This is a genomic window from Pseudomonas sp. TH39(2020) (genome assembly GCF_016650715.1).
In the GTDB taxonomy this organism is placed as follows: Bacteria; Pseudomonadota; Gammaproteobacteria; order Pseudomonadales; family Pseudomonadaceae; genus Aquipseudomonas; species Aquipseudomonas mandelii_C.
This window is the reverse complement of sequence record NZ_JAEKFF010000002.1, coordinates 321,746-344,954: the sequence shown is the minus strand read 5'-3', so window position 1 is coordinate 344,954 and position 23,209 is coordinate 321,746. Positions and strand designations below refer to the sequence as shown.

General features: G+C 53.1%; 14 protein-coding genes. 5 read left to right on the top strand and 9 right to left on the bottom strand.

Annotation, left to right across the window (positions count from 1 at the left end; all coding sequences use genetic code 11):
• Positions 1 to 6: 6 nt before the first annotated feature.
• From dpdJ to JFU47_RS01495, 8 genes are all read right to left on the bottom strand, one after another.
• The gene (gene dpdJ, locus JFU47_RS01530; protein ID WP_201180327.1) at positions 7 to 4,464 is read right to left on the bottom strand and encodes a protein DpdJ; all 4,458 of its coding nucleotides are present in this window, start codon (positions 4,462 to 4,464) and stop codon (positions 7 to 9) included.
• Positions 4,464 to 5,216: a hypothetical protein gene (locus JFU47_RS01525; protein ID WP_201180324.1), complete on the bottom strand. Its 753-nt coding sequence runs from the start codon at positions 5,214 to 5,216 to the stop codon at positions 4,464 to 4,466. The genes dpdJ and JFU47_RS01525 overlap by 1 nt, the downstream gene beginning before the upstream one ends.
• Positions 5,203 to 8,301 (bottom strand): protein DpdH, encoded by a 3,099-nt coding sequence (dpdH, locus tag JFU47_RS01520; RefSeq protein ID WP_201180323.1) that lies wholly within the window; start codon positions 8,299 to 8,301, stop codon positions 5,203 to 5,205. Before dpdH ends, JFU47_RS01525 begins: the two co-directional genes overlap by 14 nt.
• Positions 8,298 to 9,191 carry a protein DpdG gene (gene dpdG / locus JFU47_RS01515; protein ID WP_201180322.1) on the bottom strand — a complete coding sequence of 298 codons (894 nt, stop codon included), beginning with the start codon at positions 9,189 to 9,191 and terminating at the stop codon, positions 8,298 to 8,300. Before dpdG ends, dpdH begins: the two co-directional genes overlap by 4 nt.
• On the bottom strand, positions 9,191 to 11,668 hold the full coding sequence (gene dpdF, locus JFU47_RS01510) for a protein DpdF (protein WP_201180320.1): 2,478 nt from the start codon (positions 11,666 to 11,668) through the stop codon (positions 9,191 to 9,193). The genes dpdG and dpdF overlap by 1 nt, the downstream gene beginning before the upstream one ends.
• Positions 11,668 to 14,748 (bottom strand): protein DpdE, encoded by a 3,081-nt coding sequence (dpdE, locus tag JFU47_RS01505; RefSeq protein WP_201180318.1) that lies wholly within the window; start codon positions 14,746 to 14,748, stop codon positions 11,668 to 11,670. The genes dpdF and dpdE overlap by 1 nt, the downstream gene beginning before the upstream one ends.
• Positions 14,749 to 14,756: 8 nt before the next feature.
• A complete protein-coding gene (locus JFU47_RS01500; protein WP_201180316.1) occupies positions 14,757 to 15,011 on the bottom strand; it encodes a hypothetical protein in 255 nt (84 codons plus the stop codon).
• Positions 15,012 to 15,320: 309 nt separating this feature from the next.
• Positions 15,321 to 15,620: a hypothetical protein gene (locus JFU47_RS01495; protein ID WP_201180315.1), complete on the bottom strand. Its 300-nt coding sequence runs from the start codon at positions 15,618 to 15,620 to the stop codon at positions 15,321 to 15,323.
• A gap of 119 nt (positions 15,621 to 15,739) precedes the next feature.
• Here JFU47_RS01495 and JFU47_RS01490 point away from each other — a divergent pair, with 119 nt between their 5' ends.
• On the top strand, positions 15,740 to 16,612 hold the full coding sequence (locus JFU47_RS01490) for a WYL domain-containing protein (RefSeq protein ID WP_054615462.1): 873 nt from the start codon (positions 15,740 to 15,742) through the stop codon (positions 16,610 to 16,612).
• A gap of 535 nt (positions 16,613 to 17,147) precedes the next feature.
• Here JFU47_RS01490 and JFU47_RS01485 read toward each other — a convergent pair.
• A complete protein-coding gene (locus tag JFU47_RS01485) occupies positions 17,148 to 17,534 on the bottom strand; it encodes a hypothetical protein (protein ID WP_201180314.1) in 387 nt (128 codons plus the stop codon).
• Between the two features lie 614 nt (positions 17,535 to 18,148).
• On the opposite strand from JFU47_RS01485, the gene JFU47_RS01480 reads away from it, so the two are divergent.
• The 4 genes from JFU47_RS01480 to JFU47_RS01465 all read left to right on the top strand — a co-directional run bounded on the left by JFU47_RS01480 (position 18,149) and on the right by JFU47_RS01465 (position 23,203).
• The gene (locus tag JFU47_RS01480; protein WP_201180313.1) at positions 18,149 to 19,576 is read left to right on the top strand and encodes a DUF262 domain-containing protein; all 1,428 of its coding nucleotides are present in this window, start codon (positions 18,149 to 18,151) and stop codon (positions 19,574 to 19,576) included.
• Positions 19,573 to 21,531, top strand: coding sequence for a DUF262 domain-containing protein (locus JFU47_RS01475; protein WP_201180312.1), 1,959 nt, complete (start codon positions 19,573 to 19,575; stop codon positions 21,529 to 21,531). Before JFU47_RS01480 ends, JFU47_RS01475 begins: the two co-directional genes overlap by 4 nt.
• A 689-nt stretch (positions 21,532 to 22,220) precedes the next feature.
• Positions 22,221 to 22,934, top strand: a complete 714-nt coding sequence (locus tag JFU47_RS01470; RefSeq protein WP_201180311.1) for a vWA domain-containing protein — start codon at positions 22,221 to 22,223, stop codon at positions 22,932 to 22,934.
• The gene (locus tag JFU47_RS01465; RefSeq protein WP_088235354.1) at positions 22,934 to 23,203 is read left to right on the top strand and encodes a WXG100 family type VII secretion target; all 270 of its coding nucleotides are present in this window, start codon (positions 22,934 to 22,936) and stop codon (positions 23,201 to 23,203) included. Before JFU47_RS01470 ends, JFU47_RS01465 begins: the two co-directional genes overlap by 1 nt.
• Positions 23,204 to 23,209 lie beyond the last annotated feature (6 nt).

Genomic DNA, 23,209 nt, shown 5'->3' with positions numbered 1-23,209 from the left:
CTCTTATTAAATGGCCTCGGCCAGTTCGACGCGCAATACCAAACCATCCTGCAACCGAGTTATAGCCCCAATGCGCGGATATAACCAAAGCCCTGAGTGATCAACAGGCTGTAACTGAATATCAGAAATCAGTTGCGAGATTTTGGTGATCTGCGCACGCGGCAGTAACAGGTCTGCTCGCCCTGCTCGGCATAACACCTTGTGCAACTCAGCCAAGTAATCAGGAGAAAATTGAACATGCGGTTGGGTCTCAGCAAACAGCAAACTGCCAAGCAAGCGCTCGGTGGTAGCAACACTATGTTGGAATGGGTTGTAGTAACTCATTTCAGACTGGCGAATGGCATGACCACGTGGCCACAACAACCCCTGATTGCGACAAAGGCCTTGGAACACCTCAACGGGAGATGCCTGCCTACCCAACTCTTTGGTCGCTAGTGCATGAGCAACGATATTCAGACCCCACTCAAGGCCGCTATGGGCCTCCAACGCTCGCCAACTGCTCAGTAAATCAAGCAAGTTTGCGTCAGTGGAGTCACTGCTACCAGGTCTTAAAACTCTCGAATGCAACACACTCAAAAAACTGTGACTCAGGGTAAAGCCCTCGCTGAGCAGAAGTCGGTGCAACTCTGCATTGGCATCACGACGCTGCTGCAGATCACCGGCCCCTCTCACCGCGGCTAGCGCATCGGCCAGACTACCCCCAGGGGCTACCTGCTCCAGCAATTGGAAAAGATGAAAATCGATCTGCTCATAGTCACCTGGCTGCAGGCTACGCGCGAGAGTATTAAGAACGCGAAGCGGATCCTCGAAATATGCTTGCTCCAGGCGACTTATAATTCCGTTGCCCCCAGCCTCCGCCTCATTCAACCAAACTTCTAGGCAGTCCTCCAGCCAAAAAGCATCGGCCACCACCACCCGTTCATCAACATCTGGCAACAGTACGCACATTGCTCGCTGGGCAGCGCCAGCCAGGGTATTGGCTAGCAATGTGCGACCCCAGAGGAGCAATTCAGGTAGCAAATCTACATCAACCCACAATGCACGGGCGCACTCCTGTAGGCCGTTAAGCAGATCATCTCGTGCTAGCAACTCACGTAAATCTGTTTGCAGTTTTTGCTCTTGCACAGAGTCCAACTGCTCATCGGGTTGAAACAAACTCTGTGGGATTATGCGCAAACGCTCAATACCGGCCGCCGTGTGCAACCGGGTGAGGGCACTGGTTATTGGTTGAGGTTCTGTAGGATCCAGACTAAGGAACTCTCCAGCCAGCGCAGCTAAATAACACTCTGCAACCCAATTTGCCTTGAACGAATCACCACCAAAAATATCTAGTTGATCAACAAGATGACGGAAGAACACAGGGCGGAGTCCATGTAAAACCTGCGGATTTGCCAACATATCGACAATCACTTGATCACTAATCCGAAATCGAATGCGCATACCATCGACCCATTGCCGAGCACCGATAGCAACAGGTTCACCACTGCGCTCCCAATCAAATCTGACTCGGGTACTTGCACCGTTGGTAAACCGTAAAGTGGCTTGCGCCGCAGTGCTAAAACGCACCACCTCCAGAGGAGTCATTTGCTGGTGCAAACAGAAGGTCACATCGGTAAGATTTCTCCCCCAACTGCCAACTGGAGGCTCATGCAACTCAGTCAGTGACGGCACACGAAACTCGGCCTGCCACACTAGTCGCGCGTTGCTTTTCTCAGTTAAATTTAACTTCGGCTCGAGACGGCGGGTATAGACAGCATTAGGACGCAGTACTGTCAAGGACTGAGCAGCGCTACTGCCAACCGAGCCTTCATCGCGCAACTGCTCGCCAAAAGCCTCACAGACCTCAAACCCAGACTGTTGGATGGAGTCAGGCTCAGGAACAAAATTTACTGGAATTAGCCAGTCAGCATCCAAGTTACTGTCAATGGCATACCGCTTTGAAATTCGTCCTGGGGCAAACTCGCGTAGCGCTTGGAAAATTGGCAAATCTCTCCACTCGACGCTCAAATCCACCCCGCGCACCAAGGCGATAAACAGACTAGGTAAGCTGAGTTCGCTAAACAGCGCTTCGGGGATAAATTCCGGCAGCGGCGAACTCCCTTTAGCCACATCCTCCCACAGTTGGCCATTGGCGCTCCAATCGGTAACTAGTTTGCGCTGCAGCGCAGGTAGTAGTTCAAACATTACCGAACGCGGGGGTGCCCAGAGAATGCGCAGCAGAGTACCGTTATCAACCTGGAGGGCATCTTTTAGATAGGCGGTAAACTGATCTTGCTGGCTGCTTGGTTGCAGTAATTGCTCAACCAAAATCAGTAGTCGCTTGCAACTACTCTTATTAGCCTGAGGCTTACGAAGTATCGTCCACACGGCACCACTACCTAATTGCGCACTTAGCCAGTCGAGCAGTGCCATAGCCGCCTGCATTTTCTGAATATGGCTGTTGTGCAGCGGTAGACCCTGCCGCTTAATTTCTGGGCTAAGCAACTCTTCGTAGCGTTGAAATGCAACTCGATCACGACCGAACTCGGAGAGAACTACCAACATCCAAGGGCGCATGTTGCGAGAGCGGCCTGCACGGCCCTTGCGCTGCAAATAGGATGCAACATCACGCGGTGCCTTATGCTGCAGGACTGCCCCCACTGCCGGGTCATTGAAGCCTACCTCAAGTGAAGCCGTAGCAACGACAATCTCAGCGTCAGCATCGACCCCTGCATCCTGGCTCGACGTACGACCGACTACCGCACGATCATCCTCACCGAGCAAATGGCCGATATCTGTGCCCACTCGCCAGTCTTGCCCCAGACGGATACGTTCTAGTGGATGCGTCGCTTCCTGCTCATCTTCATCCTGCCGATCCTTTGGACCACGCAGGCTAGCCAGTGTTGGGTGATGGGGTGTTAGCCCCCACTTATTCGTGCGCCATCCTTCAGCATCTGCTAGCTGGTGATAAAGACGATTGTTCGCGTCCAAGTCGTCGGTAAAGACAAATGCTTTACTTCCCCACGTCCCCTTAGAACAGCTCTTGCGGGCATCCAGAATACGCCTAGTTAGCATGCTGGCCTGAATGGTGGTCGACAGCAAAGCAGTCTGTGAGACCGGATCACCGCGCAGTACCATCAGGTACTCCGCGCCTTCATCAATCATTTCATCAGACAACGGTTCAACCAGTTCAACATGCTCGTCGCGCGCCCCGACCAGTTCGGCAAAAAAACGTGCGGCATCGACTAAGGTTGCAGATAGCCCAACAAAATGTGGTCGGCATTGAGCGCGTTTCATCCAACGCCGCAGTAAATAGGCCGTCTGAGCTCCGCTACCGCCACCGTAAGTGTGCACCTCATCGAGTAACACTAGCGCTGGCCCCGCTTGCGGGCCAACACCAAACAGATGGTTACAACTGTAATCCCCAAGTCTCCGATTGAGCATCTCAGTGGTGGTAAACAAAATGTCCGGCGGAACATCGGTCTGGCAGCGACGAGTCAAAGCCACCTCGTCATCGGCTACGTGGTGCCCGCAGCGATTGCAGTTAACCTCTTTAAGGTTGGCACGCCATTCCATCTTTCCGCCGCAACTGCTGCTCGGGCAACGTAGTAGGTCAAACGCCAAACTTGGTTTCTTCGTTTTAAAATCTACCCCCGCCCATCGCCACTCAGTAGGAGTATCTCCGTACAGTGCACCGATGCGAATCTTGCGGCCAGTTCCGGTTTGCATCAGACCATCGAGTTTACGACACTGGCTCCAGGCTTCCATAAACTGGTCTTTGAGCAGTTCATTGCGCGGATAGATGGCTAGAATCCGCACCCTGGGCGTGTGATCACTCAGCAGGTCTGCAGCTAGCGAGGCTAGGCCTGGTAAATAGAACGACAGCGTCTTACCACTACCAGTACCGGCACAAACGATGGTGCCGGAGGCATGAGTCGGTCGGTAGCGATGCTCACTAAAAGCCTGCAAAATACTTGATGTGGCGCGGGACTGAAAACCGGCCAAATTTCGCAGATTGCTGGCTGGATTGAGTAACAACTCAATGGCGGCCTTTAAATATTCAGGATCACACAGTGTCGACAACTGCAACCACTTCGGCAGCAATTGCGCCACATCATGATCGCGTTTGGGGTAACTACGAGGCCGACGCAAAAATCGGAAATCCGACACTAACGTACGAGCGCGACCTATCGGTTGGTTGAGAAACCATTGCCGAAGGTTGCGGTACAGGTGCGCCGCCTCGCCCATACGCGTCCGGTAAACATTTGTGAGCCCTTCAGGATGGGGCACCTCGATGAGCATCGCGTGCTTGCTCAACGCAATCAGCACATCATAGGGATCGTGATCAGGCAGTACTTCTTCCAGGATTGTCAACACCTCATCTTCGCTGAAGAAACCACCGGTATCGCCCCAAACCAACAAGCTGGTTTCCTGCTCTTCCAACTTGTCCAAGCAAGCGTGCAACTGCCCCAGAGTAATGGTCATCAGAAAGCTTTCCGACTAACTGTGAACTGCTCCAGCAGATCGTGTTTTTGAAGCCACTGAAAAGCCTCTAGCGTCATCATGGACAGCGGTGCCCGCCCAAGACTTGCGAGTTGATTAAGTTGATTAAAAAAGCGGCCAACATCTGCTGGCAGATCGAAATCCATCTGATCCCGCACCTGCTGCATGCGTTCAGCCAGTTTCTTTAACTCTTGAATAGACCAAACGGTCTCAGGCATCTGTTTGGCTTGTGCCAAGAACTGCTTACGAAGAGCGACGTATTCCGTATAGAATTTCTCGACGCCAGGAATACCGCGCTGGGTATCGAGCATCACCTGCTCAACACGGCATAAGCTATCAAGTTGAGCGGTCCAATTTTTCCAACACGATATAACTTTTTCTTCTAACTCAGTGGTTAGTTTGCCGAGTGCTACCTGAGCATTATCAAGCGCATCATCCTGACGGGCCGCAGATTTTTTCTGAGACCAAACGTCAGTGAAAGCTTTAAGACTTACAATTGCTTTTCCGCATTGCTTTTGTAGTTCAGTACTTAATTGCATCGACTCGGGAGCATCTACCGGAAGCGCCTTGAGCACCGCCGCATTGGCCACCATAACTTTAAGACTACTGGCGATATTTTGGAAGCGCTCATAGATATGCTTACAATCCTCGATGGATTCACGGGACTGTCCAGCAGACTGACTTAACAGTTGTTCACTGCGCAGACTTTGGACCTGCTGTTCAAGCATGCTCATGATTTTCGTCCCGCAGATCAGTCACAGTTTTAGCCATTTCATCAAGTAGACGGGTCACACTGTCTTGAGACTGCTTCAAAATGTCGCCTCCCCACTTCTCATTTTCCGACTCTAACCTAGGCAACACGAAACCGTAAAATATGTTCCAATTGGTTAGCACCTTCACTACTAACTCCAACCGTAGACCATCAAGTTGGTTGACTCGTTGCAAGCGCCTAATCACATCCGTTTCTTCACGGAGTGCAAGCAGGTCTTTAACCACTCTCCAACTCTCACTGTCTTTCAAGGCAACCAGTGAGGCCTGCATTTTCTTAGCATTAGGGAAATCTGGCAGTGTTGGATAATGCTGCCCACCAACACTGATATCACGCACCAGCCCCGCCATCTCATCTAGCAAAGAACAGAAGGTATCTTGTCGAGTACAACCATCTAACACTTCAACAACATTGATTGACGGTCGCAGAGCTTGAGTTATTGTGTTTGACAATTTCACTAGTTGAGGGTCTTGGTTGGTCTTGGCGACTTTAAAAGCGTTGAGTGCTAGATCTCCATCCATCCCGTGATCATTCGCGGAAACTAGTTTCAACCAGGCCTCACGCTGATCATCCCATTTCTCAAGCACTTGCTCGCGTGCTTGCTTTAGCTCTGGCACAACTGCCGACATCTCACTCTCACGAATCTCCTCAGCGGTTCTGAGTAATTCGTTTAAGCGCTGACGGTCATTATTGCTGTCCGTCAGCAAACCCAGTGTCATGGCCGATTGCAGTTGCTTACCTAGTACGCCTGGTAAGGCTTGCCGCATCTCGACCGCCAGTGTCTGCAACATGTCCGGCACCCAGTACGCGGCGAAACTCTGATAGAGAAGATAATCCCCGAACCCGTTGGGATACCCCCACCCGATGTCGCGGTCAGACTTGCGGTTAAAGTATTCGTAACGGAGCAGTGCAAGTGCTACACCCTGCAGAAATTCTGCTTTCTGCGGAAGCTTAAAATCCTCTTCCAAGCAAAAATGCATCTTACTTCCCGCGTTATTACCCATAGCATAAGGAAGCTCGATAAGTATACGACTTGAAATCTTCAGAGAAGGCTTTTCCTTTAGGCCAATCCAGTCCAGGCGTGCATACTGCTCATACATCCCCAAGAGGCCTGCCCGTAGAATACGAGCCTCTTCTTGCCCAAGCTTTTGCTTACGCTGAAACCAAAGGGTGACAACCTCTTCTAATAGGTGCAACTCTAGCTGATTGGAGTCAACAGTCTCAGGGGATAATTCTGGTAAGGCGCCCTGTTTTACCGCTCGAATTGAGGTTTCCGAAACTATGGATCCACTCGGGGTAGCCTCATAAATACTCAATCCGTCCTTGAGCATTGCAGCTAGGCCGTCTAAACCAAAGATCCTGGCAACCCGGCGATCCATCTTTCTTTGCAGATCTTCGATCGAGCGACTGTCATATCCCCAGATCGCGGCTAGTGTTTTGCATCGCTCTGGCTTTTCAAGCTTCTGCAAAGCACCTGACAATCCAGCCTTAACTTTAATCCCGGCAAAGTCAGCGGGCGGAAACGCCTTCGACAAGCATGTTTTCCGGTAATTGCTTAGCGTGCGCAAGAGAATCTCGTTCAATACCTGGCGGGGATTAAACTTGAGTTCTTCATCGCCTTTACGACAAAAACTATCTGCCAGTGCAGCAATGGCATTACGATTAAAAGGGAATAATGGCACTCCAAACGTAGCATACCCGAATGCTTTTAAGTCATCGCTATCGTCATCGGGATCTGACCAAACTGGCGGCCACGAATCAGATTTTCGAACTAACCAAGAAGATTTCAGCGCCTCACTGCCAAAGCGGGCGGCATTCAGATAACGTCCGCAGAAATTGACAATTCGCTCTAAGGTCTGCTCAGGGTCTTGTCCCTGCTCACGAATATGCCACTCATATTGCGCACGGGTTTTAATTGTATCCTGACGCCGCAAATAGCCTTGGTAGCCATCGGTTACCGCAATCGCCGAACGCAGCGTGCATAACTCCTGCTCACCATCACGCACCGATTCCTCCAGCAAACTGTCTATGAGCACGTCTTCAATAGCGGAGATTGCCGCCATGTCCTCTACCAGTACCACCAGAGTGCGGTTTTGTTGTTTCAGTGAGCGGCGTATCTCTTTGAACAGGTCTTGAAAACTGCCACCATTGAATTGAAAAAGATATCCAAAAACCGTACGTGTAGACTCACCAAGAACTTCATTCAGTACGCGGGCCGCACCCTCACGCGCAAGTTGGTTGGTGTTCAACTGGGTCTGACTGACACACTGCCGTGCGCTTAGACATAAGTCATCAAGATTGAAACTAAAGTCAAGATCCCCGTCCTTGATTTGGTAATCGTTACGGAGAAGTTCATGATCAGTTGCCCCCTGCGTCAAACGACTAGCAAACTGGTGTATGCAATGCTCTGGTTTAAGCAGGCTTTTTTTGAAGTTAGGGTCAGTAATTAACTCTGAGAGACCCCGACCAGGCAGTGTATAGGTTTGAATATCTCGCAAGCGCTGCGCCTCTTCAGCCCTCAACTGCTGACGTGCCGATGGATGTTCACGGTAATACGCCACCTTCTGAGCAGCATCTTGGTGCAACTCATTCAACTGCTGAGACATGAATGTTAGCAACAGGTCCGCAACCGCATCGGTCTTTAATTGCTCACCAACCGAACTTATCCTACTACGAGCCTGCTCGAAATCCTCTCCCTCAAGTCCAGCCAATAAGAGTTCCAGTACCTGGCGCAGACTGGCATTTTTCGGAATGCGCACGACATGCCAACTCTGGCAATCAGAGTGTAATTTTAGTTTGGCATCCAACCAGCGAATCAGGTGGGACTTACCTACCCCGGAACGTCCAATGATAGGGATCGGTCGTTCTATCGATAGAAAGTGTTCAAGCAGATTTTCTTCGTCGCATAATTGATCCGCACCAGAGCCCACACGTAGCAACTGCATAGGCTCATGCACCGCCAGCAGTACATGCTCCGCCAGTTCTTCGGCCTCCGTGCGAATGCATTGGGTGACATATTCAGGCTGGGGCCAGTAATTAATCAGGCTCATACAGTCACCGCTGGAACGTAGACAACCTCACTAACAAAACGATGGACTCCGCCAGGAAGTTGTAGTTGCATACTAGTGGTGTCGTCGGAGGCCTTCTCAAAGCGCAGGCGAAAAGCACTCTCCAAACGCACCAATGCGTGGCTTAGTGCCGGACTGACCTGATGAGCCTCCCTCGGATGCCAACCTAACTCCTGCATCAAAGGTTCGAGTAAACAACGGAAGTGCCCCCCGTCCAACAGGGGTATTTGCTCGGCCAATCGCTCAATAAAAACCTTTAACGACAATTTGCTTTCACCTAAAAACATCGTTTCTAAATACGGCACAATAGCTCGAGTTGGATCGACAATATATCCCGCACCGAAAGGCTCGAGAAATCCAAAAAAATCGCCGTACTGTAAAAAAATAGGTAACTCGTTAGTGAGATTAAGGCCTCGTTCACCAGGTAGCCAGCGATTTACCGCTTCTTGTGCATTGCTAGACAACAACGGTTCTCCCCCCATAAAGGTATAGCCCTGCTGCACCAGCAGACAGGTCATAGCCCGAAAAAAAGGTTCAACTCGTCTATCATCCAGAAGGGCCTGATCAGCATTTTTTTTGGCATTGCCGATTATTAATGCCAACACTCTATGTGCTAAATTTCGATCTGTCGCGCCCTCAGGTACAGAGATCATGCCAGTGTCATCTTGCAACCAAAGTCCTTCCTTTAACCAAAAATCCAGATTCCACTCAAACCGTTTTTGAGCATTTGCGGATTTAGGTAAAAACTCAGGACGAAGAATCTCCAAAACATCGACACGAGATATAGACTTACCTTTTCGCACTAGCACTCGATCAATGAGATTCAGCAACACCAAACTGCTGCCTGGATTGGCATTATTCACCATCGACATTATTGAGACTCCTGTACAAAACTTTCCAAAACCATGCTGCCGGGGTGACATTCCCACCACGTGCGATAAGGCAAATACGGGTCAGCCAATCCTTCAGGTGCGACAATAACTCTTAGGGGATCATCAAAACTCGGCAGCGGCAAATGAGTTTCTCCAGGCATCAGTAGCACCAACTCCAGCCATCCCCCAGCACTATCTTGAGGTGCAAGCGCACACCAGAATGGTAGCGTCTTAAGGGCGTCGTCTTGGTACATCTCATCCAGCACTACCTGACTGGCGCGTACAGCCTGAACTTGCCTGGTACGCAGTAAGTTCTGCAACCAGAAACGCCAATTGTGCAGCATCGCTTTGGAGGTAACCCTAGCGTACGACTCAGGTCGGTAGCGGACCCGCAACAACTGTGAAGATGGCATCCAACTCGGAACAGATAATGGCTCCACGCCGCGCAGATGGAATAAATGCCCCAGCGTCGGGGTAAAAGCTCCTCGTCCTTGATTACGACAGCCAGGACATCCGCCACAACTGCGTTCAGGGGCGATGCCGCTAGGGCGATAAAACTCATCCAACTGCCAACATAGCGGTTGCCGCGTGTCCTTTAGCCATCCGGTTAGACGAGAAAAACCATCAGCCCTGGCCTTTTTTTCCTGATCACGGCGCGGGGCTACCTGTTGCTGCCATACCTCTGGAGCCAAATGGGCGTCAATGAGGATCTGAACGCCAATACGGCTGAAATAATCCTCAAAATAATCATTAAGAACCTGCTCATTCTCTGGAGTTATCTCACCCTCGAACTGTGGCGGTTCGGGTGGAGTAAAAAACAGACGAATCACCCCCGCACGCTGCATCAACTGCAGGGTGCGCAGGTTCCATTTTTCATTACGCTTGCTATGTCGTGGCAGGCCGCGATGCAGAGCAGATCGAGAAATTGTGAAGTATTCACCGCTGCTCTCCCTGCTTTCCAACAACATTTTCCAGCGTTCCACCCCCAACTCCGCAGAGATCAACTTCTCCTGCGAAAGTCTTTCCGCCACACTCAACTGTCCTGGGTGGTAGATAAGCCAAGACCAGCAGGCTGTACCGTCACGCCCCCCTCGACCAGCCTCCTGATAGAACCGATCCAAACTCTCCGGCACAGCCGCATGCAGTACCGAACGCACCCCGGACTTATCCATGCCTACACCGAAGGCGGAGGTAGCGACCATGATATCTAGTTCGTCATTTCCCCACTTGCGAATCAGCGCGTCGCGCTGATCTGCGGCTGTTGAGCCATGGAATAATCCGACTCTAGTGAACCCATTGCCAAGCAGTAAATGTTTCCAGTTTTCAGCCTCTTTTTTCTGTGTGGTATACAAAATCAGTGGCCGAGGCAAACACCGAAGCGCGTCCAATACAGCAAGTTGATGCTCTGTAGGGTCCGCGGTTTTCAACACATTAAAATTCAATTCTGGGCGTAAAAAGCTGCCATGAATTTCAATGGCTTGTTTGCCTTCCAGAACAAAAGAATCTTTAAGCAACTGCAGCGTCGGATCACTGAAGGTTGCCGACATCAAGACTGTACGTATGCCTTTCGGTGAATGCTCCCTCAGCGAGCGAAACAGGGGTGCCAGCAACTGGAATTCAGGACGAAATCCTGCCCCCCAGTGGTCAATAATATGCGCCTCGTCAACAACCAGAGCCTCCAACTGCCCTTGCTGTGCCAACCGAAATAGCGCCGGCCGGAGTTTGCCGCTAGCTAACTCAGGCGAGCAGAACAAAATACGCTGCCCCCCGTCTTTCAAACGTTCGAGGACTTGCTGGTGCTCAGCATCCGCCTGGCCTCCATACAAGACATAACTACCGCCATGACCACAGTCTGCACGGTTAAGTACCTCAGCGGCACGGGTTGCCTGCTCCAGCGCCAACCCTACTGTTGGTACAATGACCAGTACCAGTTTCTGCTTGCCCGAAAACAGGCTCAGAGCATGAATGACTAGGGTCTTTCCGCTACCGGTTGGCAGGTTGATGATCAGCGTACTGTCAGGAGGGGATGTTAAAACTGTACGTATTGCTGCTTGCTGCCCAAGCCCCTGGTATGAAGCGAACTGCTCATTTTTGAGCCTTTGCCGCAAAGCTGCATCCATTGGCACGGCCTTCAGATGTCGACGGGGATGATGTCCATAAACATCAAGCGCATCATTATTCTGAACATCCGCCATCCGCACGTAACCCGTCATGGCATCCCGGACTACTCCAGCACGAGAAAGATGCATGTCACTAACGGCATTGGCAGGTAGTCGCAACACGGGGTCGATCATGCCGTGCGCTAATGCACAACCCAAAGCATCCCGGCACACCGCCGCGCGGTCCGCCGGACCAGATTTAAGATCCCGAAAAACCTTTAATAACCGAATAAAAAACGATTCAGACAGTGTGCTGGTTTCGCAAACTAAGCCTGGATTCAACAATGCTGCTTGTAGGGCGTTCCACTGTGCTTGCATCAAGCCCCCTTCAGCATCTTGTTTGTACACACAACTACCGCATGCATCGATAGCAGTTGCAGTTGCGGCTCAAACGAACAGATCTGCACCTGGGGCAGGTCAGCCAAAATCTGTTGGCGACTTCTAGAGGCGATCTCCAAGATCATTCGCTTCCAGTGCTCTGCAGGTAATAAGGACTCAAACTCAGGCCAGGCGTCACTGCGCAGATTGAAATCTTGAAAGCTGGGATTAGCTTTGTCATAAGGCCACTCCAACGACCTCAACATGCTCTCAGCAACCACCAGACTGCCATCCTCCGCCAGCCAATGGCTCTGCACTGAAGGCATCAACGCCTCATCGCCACAGACTTGTTCCAGACGACTAGACCCAAGCTTCACAGCGGTTACCAACCAATTAAGTCGGAAGAATATTTTCGGTGCGCTCAAATTGCCTTTTTCAAGTATGCGCAGAAAAGCGCTGGTTGCTCCTCGCGAATCAACAGTAATCAAATTATAAACTGAGTCTACAAACGGCTGACCATATCGAAATGGATACACACCGGACTGACCAGCAACCTGGGTTCTAGAAACACTCATTGGCGCAGTTGCCGGGGGATTGCCACTTTTGGGATCGATACCGGTTAGGCAGGTAGCAACAAAGGTTTGGACGTCCACTAACGTCTTGGTGCCCTCACGTGATCCCTCTACGGCGAACCGGAGTCTAAATGGACTTTGCAAGTCACCCTCAAAATTGAAGGACAGCCCCTTAGTCATCCATGCGCACATGCGCTTGGCTTGCTCTTCTGCGGAGTCGTCGGCGCTGGCTATTTGTTCGGCGAAGTCCTTAGCCTCGCTGACCTCATCATCTAGCGCCAGCAACTCTTCCTGAACCTTCACGCGACGTCGCTCACGTACAAGCAAGCCATCATCGCCACTTAAGCCTGTTGCGCTCCGTAGCAGCGCCTCATCACCCGAAGAGGCTACTGCTTTCCAGGTGCTCTCAAGATGCTCCTCCAGTACATATTGCAAGCTAGCTACCGTGTTGTTGAATATGCCTACTGACAGATCCAGCACATCAATCCAGCGGCGGATTAATCCGTCATTTGCAGGAAGTAGCGCCAAACTTTCTACTGGACGAACCCCGACCAAGTTGGCACTGTAACGATTAAGTCGGCCAAGTCGCTGCTCAATACGACTGAAGGAGCGTGGCAAACTGTAATGCACTGCAATTCGCTGGCCCCCATGCAGGTTAAGACCGTCCTCACCCCGCTGGTCGCATACCAACACTCTGACAGAACTCACAGGGCGGATGAATCGCAACTCTCGTTCGGGGATATAACGTTCAACCGCCACATCTAACTCGAAAGCCAGCAAAGTGAATATATGTTGCGCAACCTCCTCAACCCCACAGAATACCACTGCCTTGCCGTTTTTATGTTCAGCAAGCCAATTGCGAAGGCTTTCAATCAAGCAATTGTCTTTATCTACCTGTTCGTGAAGGGCTTGCTGGGAGATATCATCAAGAAACTCCTGTTCAGCCTGCTTCAGCGAACCGGACAGACGTTGAATGGTCTGACTAGCGCGCCGACCGACTAGCAAAGGACTGACCAATAGATCATCTACCCATTGCAAGTACACCTCTGCATTCATCGCCTGGAAATCATCAGGATCACGAATTGCTTGACTGCGATACGCCTCAAGCAACAAATCCAAAGACGGCATTTTCTCGGCCAATGGCCAATAACTACGTTTCAAGCCGGCAAGACCTGGAAACAGCCATGCCAGTTGCTGCGACTCGCGCCGGTTACGCAACATTCGCTGATGAAGTCGGTAGTGTTCGCCGATGTAACGCCTTACGGTCTGGACTGCCTGCATTCTCAGATCACCACTTTGCTCAGCAAAAAAATCTACAAGCGGAAGGGTCTCATTGACTAAAGATTGCAGAGACGGATCATCAGGGAATTTACTCACCAAACTTTGAAGTATATGCTCCAAAGCTGCGTTGGAGTTGCTTGGCGTTAGGGCGCTGTACCAACCACCGACTAATTCTCGCTCAGCAATCTGGGTAGTAAAACGACGCACACCCTCCTGTGACAATTCATAGGCCTCAGGACTAAGGCAGTGCAGCATTGCCAAAAAGTTCTTCTCATTACCGTTTAGCGGAGTACCAGAAAGAAGCAGTACAACCGAGGCCACCTGACAGCCTTCGGCCAGGGCACGAAAACGCTCACGCACTGCAAACTGTTGATCCCATGCCCAAGGTGCAATTTGGTGAGCCTCATCGACCACCAATAAGGTCGGCAACCAACCCTTGAGCACACTATTTACTTGCTCATGCGAGCAGATTCGAATCAATCGCTGCGGCTCAGCCTGACTTGCCAACAACTCACTAAGGTGAAAGCGTCCAGACAACTCATCTCGCCATTGCTCGATAAGTGCCGCAGGTACTGTGATAAGCACTCTTGAGTTATGTTTTTTCTCTAACACATGCTCACGAATGATCATGCCCGCTTCAATGGTTTTGCCGAGGCCTACTTCATCTGCCAAGAGGTATTTAGGTATTGGATCCTGGAGAACACGACGCACTACAGCAATCTGATGCGGCTCCAACTCAACACTGCTGCTGGGAATTGACGAAATTGAACGACAGGCTGCGCGCTGCTCGATATAAGCGCTCAAAAAATCATGCCGTAAGGAGCAAAAATAGGGTGCGTCATTTGACCGTGCAGCCAAAAACGCCGCCGGGTCGAGCAGTTCTCCCGGCCCTATATTCAGGCAATTAAGTTGATCAATGTCGACCTCTTGCTGATCTCCACCAGCCCGAAAAATCACTAGATGCCTGTTACCGGGGCGAGGACCAGCGTACCTGCCCCTCCTCCAAATACCGCTTGCACGATCCTGACAATACACAATCGACTCTTCGTACAACTGTGCACTTTCAAGCAAAGCAACATCTACGGCTTTCAGTCGACACTCAGAACTAATGGGCGACTCAAAAAACCCCACCACCCCCTCATTGCTCTTGTGATCCACGCTCAGTAATTTTCCTATACCGGAAAAATTACTGGAACACACGAGATCGCCAACCATCAATCCATTCATTCCATTCCCTAAATGTTCGTCATGTAGCGATATTCGGGGGCAACAAAACCACAACCACTATCGGCACGGACAGACAGCAGCGTACACAGATGATCCAGATTATCCGTGTCGATTGCTTTGAACCGTTTATGGAGGGCCACCCTTGGAGAACCGTGACCTGCCTCACATGAGCAAAGCGTTACATTACCCATGTCACCAACAGGCGGTAAAGCAAACCAGGTAAGCCAGCGGTAATTTTTCGTATTTCTAGTCAACTTATCCATCTACTGGCCATCCTTGTCTTCACAGCGATCCGCATCACCGCAATCCTGACTTCAACTGCCTTCATTATCGAGATCACGATCTGTGCCGCTTTTGTCGTGACCCCATCGGCGGTCGATACCCAGATCGCATTCTGGGTCTACCCTATTGTAGTCCCACTGACCATCGGTGCTCAGCTCACTTTTCTGAGTCTGAATGCTATTTATGCCGGCATGACCAGCGAAGCCAAAATAAAGCTACGGAGCCGCAAGGCAACTCCTTTGCTTGGTTTAAACACCGTAGCGATTGAATCGCTGCATTCTCTCGCCCACTCAAAAACTCACTGCCACGCCACTCAAGTAATCTGTGAGCAAACCTTGGATCAGCAGCACTTTGCGCTGCAACTGCTCGACATGCGCACGCTCTGCTCGTAGTGCCGAGTACACCTCCCGATATTCCTGCGTCAGCCTCTTGCTGACTGTCTGTTGGTGAGTTAAGGCGTCGGCCCGTTGCGCGAGAGCATCCTGGATAGTACGCAGGAGCAACGCTTGAATCAGTAACGCAACCATCAGCGTGATGATGACCAAGCCTGCCCCTCCCAAAATTGACCACACCAACTCCTTACCTTCCATCTCGTTTCCCCCGGCACTAGCGGTCAATCTTGAACCGCAATCGCAGGATATGTAGCCTTTGACGACAGGTCTATGATGTAGGCATATACAGGTAAAGTTTCTGCACAGATGGAGACGTTATGAAACGCAAGCAATCGATCGAACAAGTACGCTGGGATCTGGCCTTACGCTATCGTCTGATCGAGACCATTACCTGGTGGGAGGGCCGCCTGACCACAGGGCACCTGATGCAGAGCTTTGGCATCAGTCGGCAGCAGGCGTCGAAGGACATCAACAGCTACATAAATGAATATGCGCCTAAAAACCTTACATATAGCAAGTCGCTGAAGGGCTATGTGCCGAGCAAAGCGTTCAAGCCACTTTTCATCGATGACAGTGCCAGCGCCTATTTACACCTACTCAACCAGAATCACGAACGCGCGCCGCACATCGACGGCCTAGCTCTGGCCTATGCCCATACTGAAGTACTGCATGTGCCAGACCGCACGATCCGCCCAGAGGTACTAAGACCGCTGCTTAAGGCCTGTCGTGAAGGCCTCCGACTGGAAACCGAGTACGTATCATTTTCCACGCCGATTTCAGAAATCCGCCTGATTGCTCCACACACGCTGATCTACACCGGCATGCGCTGGCATGTACGCGCTTACTGCGAGAAGAATGGCGAGTACCGCGACTTCGTACTCAGTCGCTTGCGGGGTGAGCCGGACGTATTAGACACCTCTGCATTTAGCCGCGAGGCAGATACCGGTTGGAACACCCTGGTTGATGTAATCATCGAACCTGACCAACGCCTGACACCTGAACAAAAGAACATCATTGAGATCGACTACGGTATGCAAAACGGCCAACTCATCCTCCCTAGCCGCGGCGCTCTCGTGCAATACGTACTGCAACGTTTTCAAATTGACGCGAACAAAGTGGAATCCAGGGCGAGCGCACAGCAAATCGTGGTAACCAATCTAAACGCGCTACAGCCCTGGCTGTATCACTGAGGACAGCAGAATACGTGTGAGCGGCGACTGCGTCCGCGTAATTTGCTTCAAATTCCGCGGGCAGCCATAGGCTGAAATAGCAGACACCGGCATAAGTATGGGGATGCCAAGCAGCGCTGCGCCCAAGCAGGACAAATACGATGATGGCGAGTACCAGATACGTTGCCTGCCGAAGACTGGCGACTGCCTACGGCTCACTACCCACCTATCCGCATTTAGATTGGGGGACGCGCAGAGATATGTTCGTGTTTCAGGATGATAGATGCCTAATAGATCTCTGTCAGAGAGTGATGGGAATCGACCCCTTACAGAAACTGGCGGACCGAAAACGGCTAAATTACAGAAGGGTGCTAACGGAATTCTTAACACTAAAGACCTGCAAAATTCGCCAGTCACATGCATTCTTGCCGGGGCAAAGTATCTCGCGCGCTTACAACTAGGCAACATCACGATTTATGGCCGAAAAATCTGCGGGGGTAAATGTGGGGGTATTTTTCAGACATGAAAAAACCTAACCTATTCAGATTGGGCTAAGTCATTGATAAATATGGTCGGGACGGAGTGATTCGAACACTCGCCCCCTAGCACCCCATACATGGAGTAGCCGGATATTGGTGCTCACATCGGCGATGGTCAAATGGGAGGCAGAGGTCGCGGTCCAATACTTATCGCCGAGATGTCCATCTGGTCTGGTCCGGACCGCCCGCCCGCCGGCGGCGTCGAAGCCGAAGACCAGGTCGGCGCTGAAGCCTGCTGCGAGCACGAAGACATCGTCGCCATCGAGCGCCACTAGCGAGTCGTTGCCGGTCCTGCCGCTGATGGTGTTGGTCAGCGGGTTGTCGGCACCGGTGAAACTGCTGCCGGTGTAGGTGAGGTTCTCGACGTTGTTGCCGAGCAGATAGCAGGCCAGGGTGGTCTGCACCAGGTCGACACCCCGCCCGCCGCTTCGTTGACCCCATCGCCGAGATTATCGACCACAAAGGAGCCGTTGCTGGCACCGCCTTTCATCGGGGCGTCGCTGAGACCGCCCATCGAGGGTGTCTTTTCCGCCCAGCCCAAGCAGCACATTGTTGCCCTCCGCCCCCCGGGCGGGTCGAGACTGTCTCGGCCGACCTGGCCCACGCTGGACTTCGTCGCCGGCTGCACCGTCGGCGAAAGCCAGTCGCGGTCGGAATTGAACCTGCGCAATCACTACAACTCGACCGGCCTGGAGACCAACATCCAGCTGTACCGCGTTGGTGTAGTCAGCGTTCTCAGCAGCCAGGCAAGCGCCAACAGCCCCAAGGCCCAAGGCCCAAGGCCCAAGACAAACTCGACGCTACCCGCCAGGAAGTCATCACCGGTACCACCCGCGAGTACCGCGGCTTGCAAATCGGCGCTCTGGAAAAGGCAGTGGCCTCCAATAAACGCTCGCTACTGTCGACCCGCAAGGACTCCGGGAGGCATCCACAAAAGGGCGGCTCATGGCCATCATTCACCATTCGCGGTAGGATTGCCGCCCTTTCAGGGGATGCCCAGCGCAAGGATTCGCCAACGATGATCAGGAACAAGGCTGTGAAGGTCAGAGTTACCCATTTCGAGGCGCTGCTTGCCTCGCAACGGATGCCACTAGCACTGGACAACTACCAGCGTCCCTACGTCTGGGGCAAGGAAAAGGTTCAACAGTTGCTCAAGGACCTGCACGAGTTCAAGTTGGAGATGGCGAACGGACTCGACTACTACATGGGTGCGTTGCTCATTCACCAGGACCGCGCAAAGAACAGGCAATTCGTCATTGACGGACAGCAGCGCCTTACAACGCTGTGCATTCTCTACCATGTGCTGCATGGCACGCTGCCAACCGGGGCCGACTTTGCCTACCGGTCACCGGAGTCGGTCAACAATATCCAACAAGCCCAGCGGATCATCGAAGCCGAGGGGTTAACGAATGACTGCAAGGCCCTGTTCCGGCGCATCATGTTCAGCGTGATAACGGTACCCAACGAAGACCTGGCGTTCACCTTCTTCGATAACCAGAACAGCCGCGGCGTGCCGCTGGGCGCCGCGGACCTGCTCAAGGCTTTCCACCTGCGGGCCATCGAGGGCGAGCACCGGGAGAAACTGCAGGCACGGTTCGCCGGGCGCTGGGAGCATTGGCAGAAACATGACCACTGCCAAGGTATCGCGGGTGACTTCGATGAGTTGCTGTTCGGCAAACTGCTCTGGCGCGGCCGGCGCTGGCGTGGTCAGAAGGCACTTCAGGAAGAATCCCGGGACGGCGTGATCAATGAGTTCCAGGCAAATACCCTGCGCCCTGACCAAGGGAACCGGCTGGACATCTCGCCCGCGCCGCTCGCCTATGCTTCGGCGCAGTTGCTGGTCTCCCGGGCGGGCAATCTCAGGTTGAGCCGCGGCGCCTTGCCCGAGCCGGACGACATCGCTGCCCTGCCCTTTTCCCTACGCCAGCCGATCCAGCGCGGGCTCGGTTTCTTCCTGTATGTCGAAAAGTACGCCGCCCTGGTCAACCAGCTTTTCGGCATCTCGACGCAGGAGCGGGCATTCCGGCAGTTCTACAGCGCGGTGACCCTACGCCTCTCGCCGTATCTGCGCGAGCTCTTCTGCCTGGCGGTGGTGATGTTTGTCGATCGTTTCGGTACCCGCGACCTGCTGCGCTTCGCTCTCAGCCTGGACTTTGTCATCGGCGCCATCCGCATCGAAAAGAGCTACATCTTCGCTGCAGCGGTCACCGTCTACCTGCGCGACGCGTCGCTGAACCTGCTGGATGTCATCGCCCAAGCCTATACCCCGGACGAAGTCATCGGTTTCCTGATGTCCGACCCACGCGCCGCGGCCATCTATGCGGCCGAAGAAATCCAAACAGACTCGACGGTACGCGGACGCTACAAGGCCGCGGTGTTGGCGTTCTATGGCAAGGAAGGCAAGCTGGCCGGGCGTGAGGCCTGGATCAAGGAGCAATGCGCATGACCATACAATCGCACGCCATCACGTTGCGGCAGATCGCCGAGCAGGGCATGTTCTTCCGGATCCCGGTGTTCCAGCGCCTATATGTCTGGAGCGATGAACAGGTACGCACCTTGCTGGAGGACCTGTGGGCCGCGTATGAAGAGCGACGCCCCATCGTCTACTTGGGCGGCATCCTCGTGATGCCCCGGCACCAGAAAGGCTCGACCGTCGAATACGACCTGATCGATGGCCAGCAACGCTTCACCACCTTGTGGTTGTTGGCGCTGACCTTGGGCCAGAACCTCAGGCCGTTCCTCGCAGGCGAACACGAAGGCGGGCTTCGCCCGCGCCTGGGTTTTCCCATCCGGCCGGACATCGACAAAGCGTTCAGGGCCATCTGCGCCTCCGGCCAGGCACCATCTGTAGAACATGACAAGATCGACAACGCGCTTGGGATCATCGAGGAGTTCAGGAACAGGCATGAGAACGCCGAGTTGGCTGCGTTCAGCGAATATGTGTTGAACAGCTTGACCGTGGTCATGACCCAGTTCCCGGCGACGATGGACCTCAACAAGGTGTTCGAGGTGGTTAACAACCGAGGCGCGCAGTTGCAGCACCATGAGATTCTTAAAGCCAGGTTGCTCCAGCACATCGATAATAGCGCCGAGCGAGAGCGGCATGCCGCGCTGTGGGAGGCTTGCGCCTACATGGACGACTATGTGGAGCGCAATCTGCACCGGATCACTCGGCTCGATGTGCACCACCTGTTCTCGAATGCAGATGCAAAGCGCGATGACGAGCAACTGGCCTGGTCGTCCCGCGTTCTGCAAGCTCTGCGCGATGAGTTCTCCGCCACCCGCGCCGCGCCCCCGCTGGCCCTGAGCGAGATCCTGGCCGGCAAGGCGGCTGCGCCCCCCCAGCTCGGTGGCGAGCACCTCGAAATATTCCAGGGCACGCGCAAGGTGCGCAGCATCATCAGCTTCTCGATGCTGCTACAGCACGCGTTGCGCATATGGCTGCACGAGCAGGGTGAAGCGGACATTCCCAGGATCAGCGACAAGGACCTGCTGTCCCTGTTCGACACACATTTCCTCAAGCCGTCCTGCGCGGGCTCCAAGGTCCGAAAGTTCATCGCCCTGGTGTGGGAAGTGCGCTACTGCTTCGACAAACATGTCATCAAATGGGTGGAGGTCGATGGCGATGAACACCACCTCATCCACAACATGCACAAGCGGCAAAGTCCAGCCGCTTCGGGCAAGGTCTACACGACGTTGTTCCGGGAAGAAAGCAGCGATCACGAATTCGCCTTGCTGCAAAGCATGCTCTACCACTCGCAGCAGATCACTACTCACTACTGGCTCACTCCTCTGCTGGCGTACATACGTGCAAATCGAACGGGCCGGGCCAGCTACCTGCGGCAACTCAAGCACCTGGATAACCACTTACTGTGCACTAGCGACAGCCGGCCATTGATCGAACGCAGCCATGTCTTGCTCAACGATGACGTGGCAACCTTGCCGTTACTCGACCCCGATATGGTTTTGGGCGCAGCCTTGGGCCTGAAGTTCGCGCATTACTGGTTCTACAAACTGGAGTTCGTCCTCTGGAGCACCAATGCCGCACAGTTGAATAACCAGCAGCGCGCCCAATTTAGGATGACGGCGAAGAGCTCGATCGAGCATATTTCGCCGCAGACGGCACAGGACGTCGACCTCGATACCGTCTCGGACCAGGTACTGGACACCTTCGGCAACCTGGCTCTGGTTTCGCGGGGCATCAACTCCGAATACGGCAACAAGCCGTTCAACGAGAAGCGCCAGCACTTCCACAACCGGAACAGGGAACGCGTCGACTCGCTGAAAATGAAGCTGATCTACGCCCACAAGCAATGGGGTGACGCGCAGGCCGCGCAACATCAACAGAACATGATCGATGTGCTGGCCGGTTATCTTGCTAGTCAAACCGCTCGCCGATGACAAGCTGCCGGGTATGTTCACCAGAACCGTTTGATTGAGCCACCGGAACGCAGTGGACCGGGGCGCATTTCAGCCGTGCTTTTTCTTGACCTGCGATGCGAGTGGGAGCAATGCAAAATTTTCAGGAACTGAAAGCACCGCATTAGAGCCAAGGCAAAATGTTCTTCGCAGATCCGGATAGCCTATGAGGACATCGAAAAATACTCCTAAACCTCCACTGGCCCCTTTGGGACGGGCGCCAGCCAGCCAATACTGACAACCTGGCCTCCGTGCTCGGTCCGCAGAGGCCCCCTGAGTCGAGACGCCGAGCACCGGCATTGAGGTTTACACGCCGCTTTCGAAAGACGCCAAAAGACTTTGGTCTTATGCCCCACAGGTAGATGGCATATTGCCTACAAAATGAGTAGCATCGACGCAAACTTGATGTTTGTGAGTTGAGATGTAGAACAAGGAAGTCTCATGTCCCAAGCGAAAATTACTCTGCCCAGACTGTTCGCGTTGTCACACCTGATCCCCACCTCAACGCATCCCGTTCCTTACCCACTTGCCAATAGCGATATCCAGGATCAGGCCTGAGGGTTCCCTGTGGACATCCCTCAGTGACGCGCACCATTTTCATCTCACCGATGTAGGACGCATAGGCATGGATGCTATGCCCATCCATTTCATAATTCTCAAGGAGTCTTGCCATGAGCAACACCCCATTCGACCCGTCGAAATTCACGGTGCCGAAGGCCAAGCCGCTCCCGGTCATTCTTCTGCTCGATGTCAGCGCCAGCATGAGCGGAGACAAGATCCGCAATCTAAATGATGCAGTGCGCGACATGCTGCATACGTTCCGTGGCACTGAATCCAGTGAGACTGAAATCTGGGTCTCGATCATCACCTTCGGATCGCAAGTCAATCTGCATCAATCCCTGGCCAGTGCCGGCGATATCCAATGGCAAGCACTTTCCGCCAGTGGCACCACGCCGCTCGGCGTAGCGCTCGACATGGCGAAAGCGATGATCGAAGACAAAGATGTCGTGCCATCACGTGCCTACCGTCCTACCGTTGTGCTTGTCTCCGATGGGCAGCCGGACAGCGGCTGGAAGGAGCCGCTGAACAGGTTCGTCAGCGATGGTCGTTCCGCGAAATGCGATCGCATGGCGATTGCCATCGGTATTGACGCTGACAAGGCGGTACTCGGGCAATTTATCGAAGGCACGCAGAACGATCTCTTCTATGCGGAGAACGCCAAACAGCTACGGGACAGATTCAAGTTCGTCACCATGTCGGTGGTGATTCGTACGAAGTCGCAGACGCCTAATACCCTGCCGGCCGCGAGCGAGATCGAGGATCGTCAGGCATCGCTGGAACCGCAGCCACAGAACACTTCAGACGACGATGGGGGCTACTGGTAATGGCACAAGCAATCGGAGACCCGGACGAACTAGAGCGATTCGCGTATGCGTTGCAACAATTCATCGACTCACTCAACGACTCAGTAGGCACACTGGACGGTGCATTCGCGTCGCTTGGTGATAGTTGGCAGGACGAGAAGCGCTTGCAGTTCGAGGAGGATTACCAGTCGCTCGTTCAGCAATTGCATCAGTTCAGCGCACATGCAACGGAACAGGTGCCGTATCTGGCCGCACTTGCTTCGCGTCTGCGCGACTATCTGCAGAGCTAGGGGAGC

Coding starts and splice junctions, on each gene's coding strand:
- JFU47_RS01475 (WP_201180312.1), top strand. CDS start 19,573: ATGACCATACAATCGCACGCCATCACGTTGCGGCAGATCGCCGAGCAG.
- JFU47_RS01495 (WP_201180315.1), bottom strand. CDS start 15,620: ATGGAAGGTAAGGAGTTGGTGTGGTCAATTTTGGGAGGGGCAGGCTTG.
- dpdG (WP_201180322.1), bottom strand. CDS start 9,191: ATGTCGATGGTGAATAATGCCAATCCAGGCAGCAGTTTGGTGTTGCTG.
- JFU47_RS01465 (WP_088235354.1), top strand. CDS start 22,934: ATGGCACAAGCAATCGGAGACCCGGACGAACTAGAGCGATTCGCGTAT.
- JFU47_RS01490 (WP_054615462.1), top strand. CDS start 15,740: ATGAAACGCAAGCAATCGATCGAACAAGTACGCTGGGATCTGGCCTTA.
- JFU47_RS01525 (WP_201180324.1), bottom strand. CDS start 5,216: ATGAGCATGCTTGAACAGCAGGTCCAAAGTCTGCGCAGTGAACAACTG.
- JFU47_RS01500 (WP_201180316.1), bottom strand. CDS start 15,011: ATGGATAAGTTGACTAGAAATACGAAAAATTACCGCTGGCTTACCTGG.
- dpdF (WP_201180320.1), bottom strand. CDS start 11,668: ATGCAAGCACAGTGGAACGCCCTACAAGCAGCATTGTTGAATCCAGGC.
- dpdE (WP_201180318.1), bottom strand. CDS start 14,748: ATGAATGGATTGATGGTTGGCGATCTCGTGTGTTCCAGTAATTTTTCC.
- JFU47_RS01470 (WP_201180311.1), top strand. CDS start 22,221: ATGAGCAACACCCCATTCGACCCGTCGAAATTCACGGTGCCGAAGGCC.
- dpdJ (WP_201180327.1), bottom strand. CDS start 4,464: ATGACCATTACTCTGGGGCAGTTGCACGCTTGCTTGGACAAGTTGGAA.
- dpdH (WP_201180323.1), bottom strand. CDS start 8,301: ATGAGCCTGATTAATTACTGGCCCCAGCCTGAATATGTCACCCAATGC.
- JFU47_RS01480 (WP_201180313.1), top strand. CDS start 18,149: ATGATCAGGAACAAGGCTGTGAAGGTCAGAGTTACCCATTTCGAGGCG.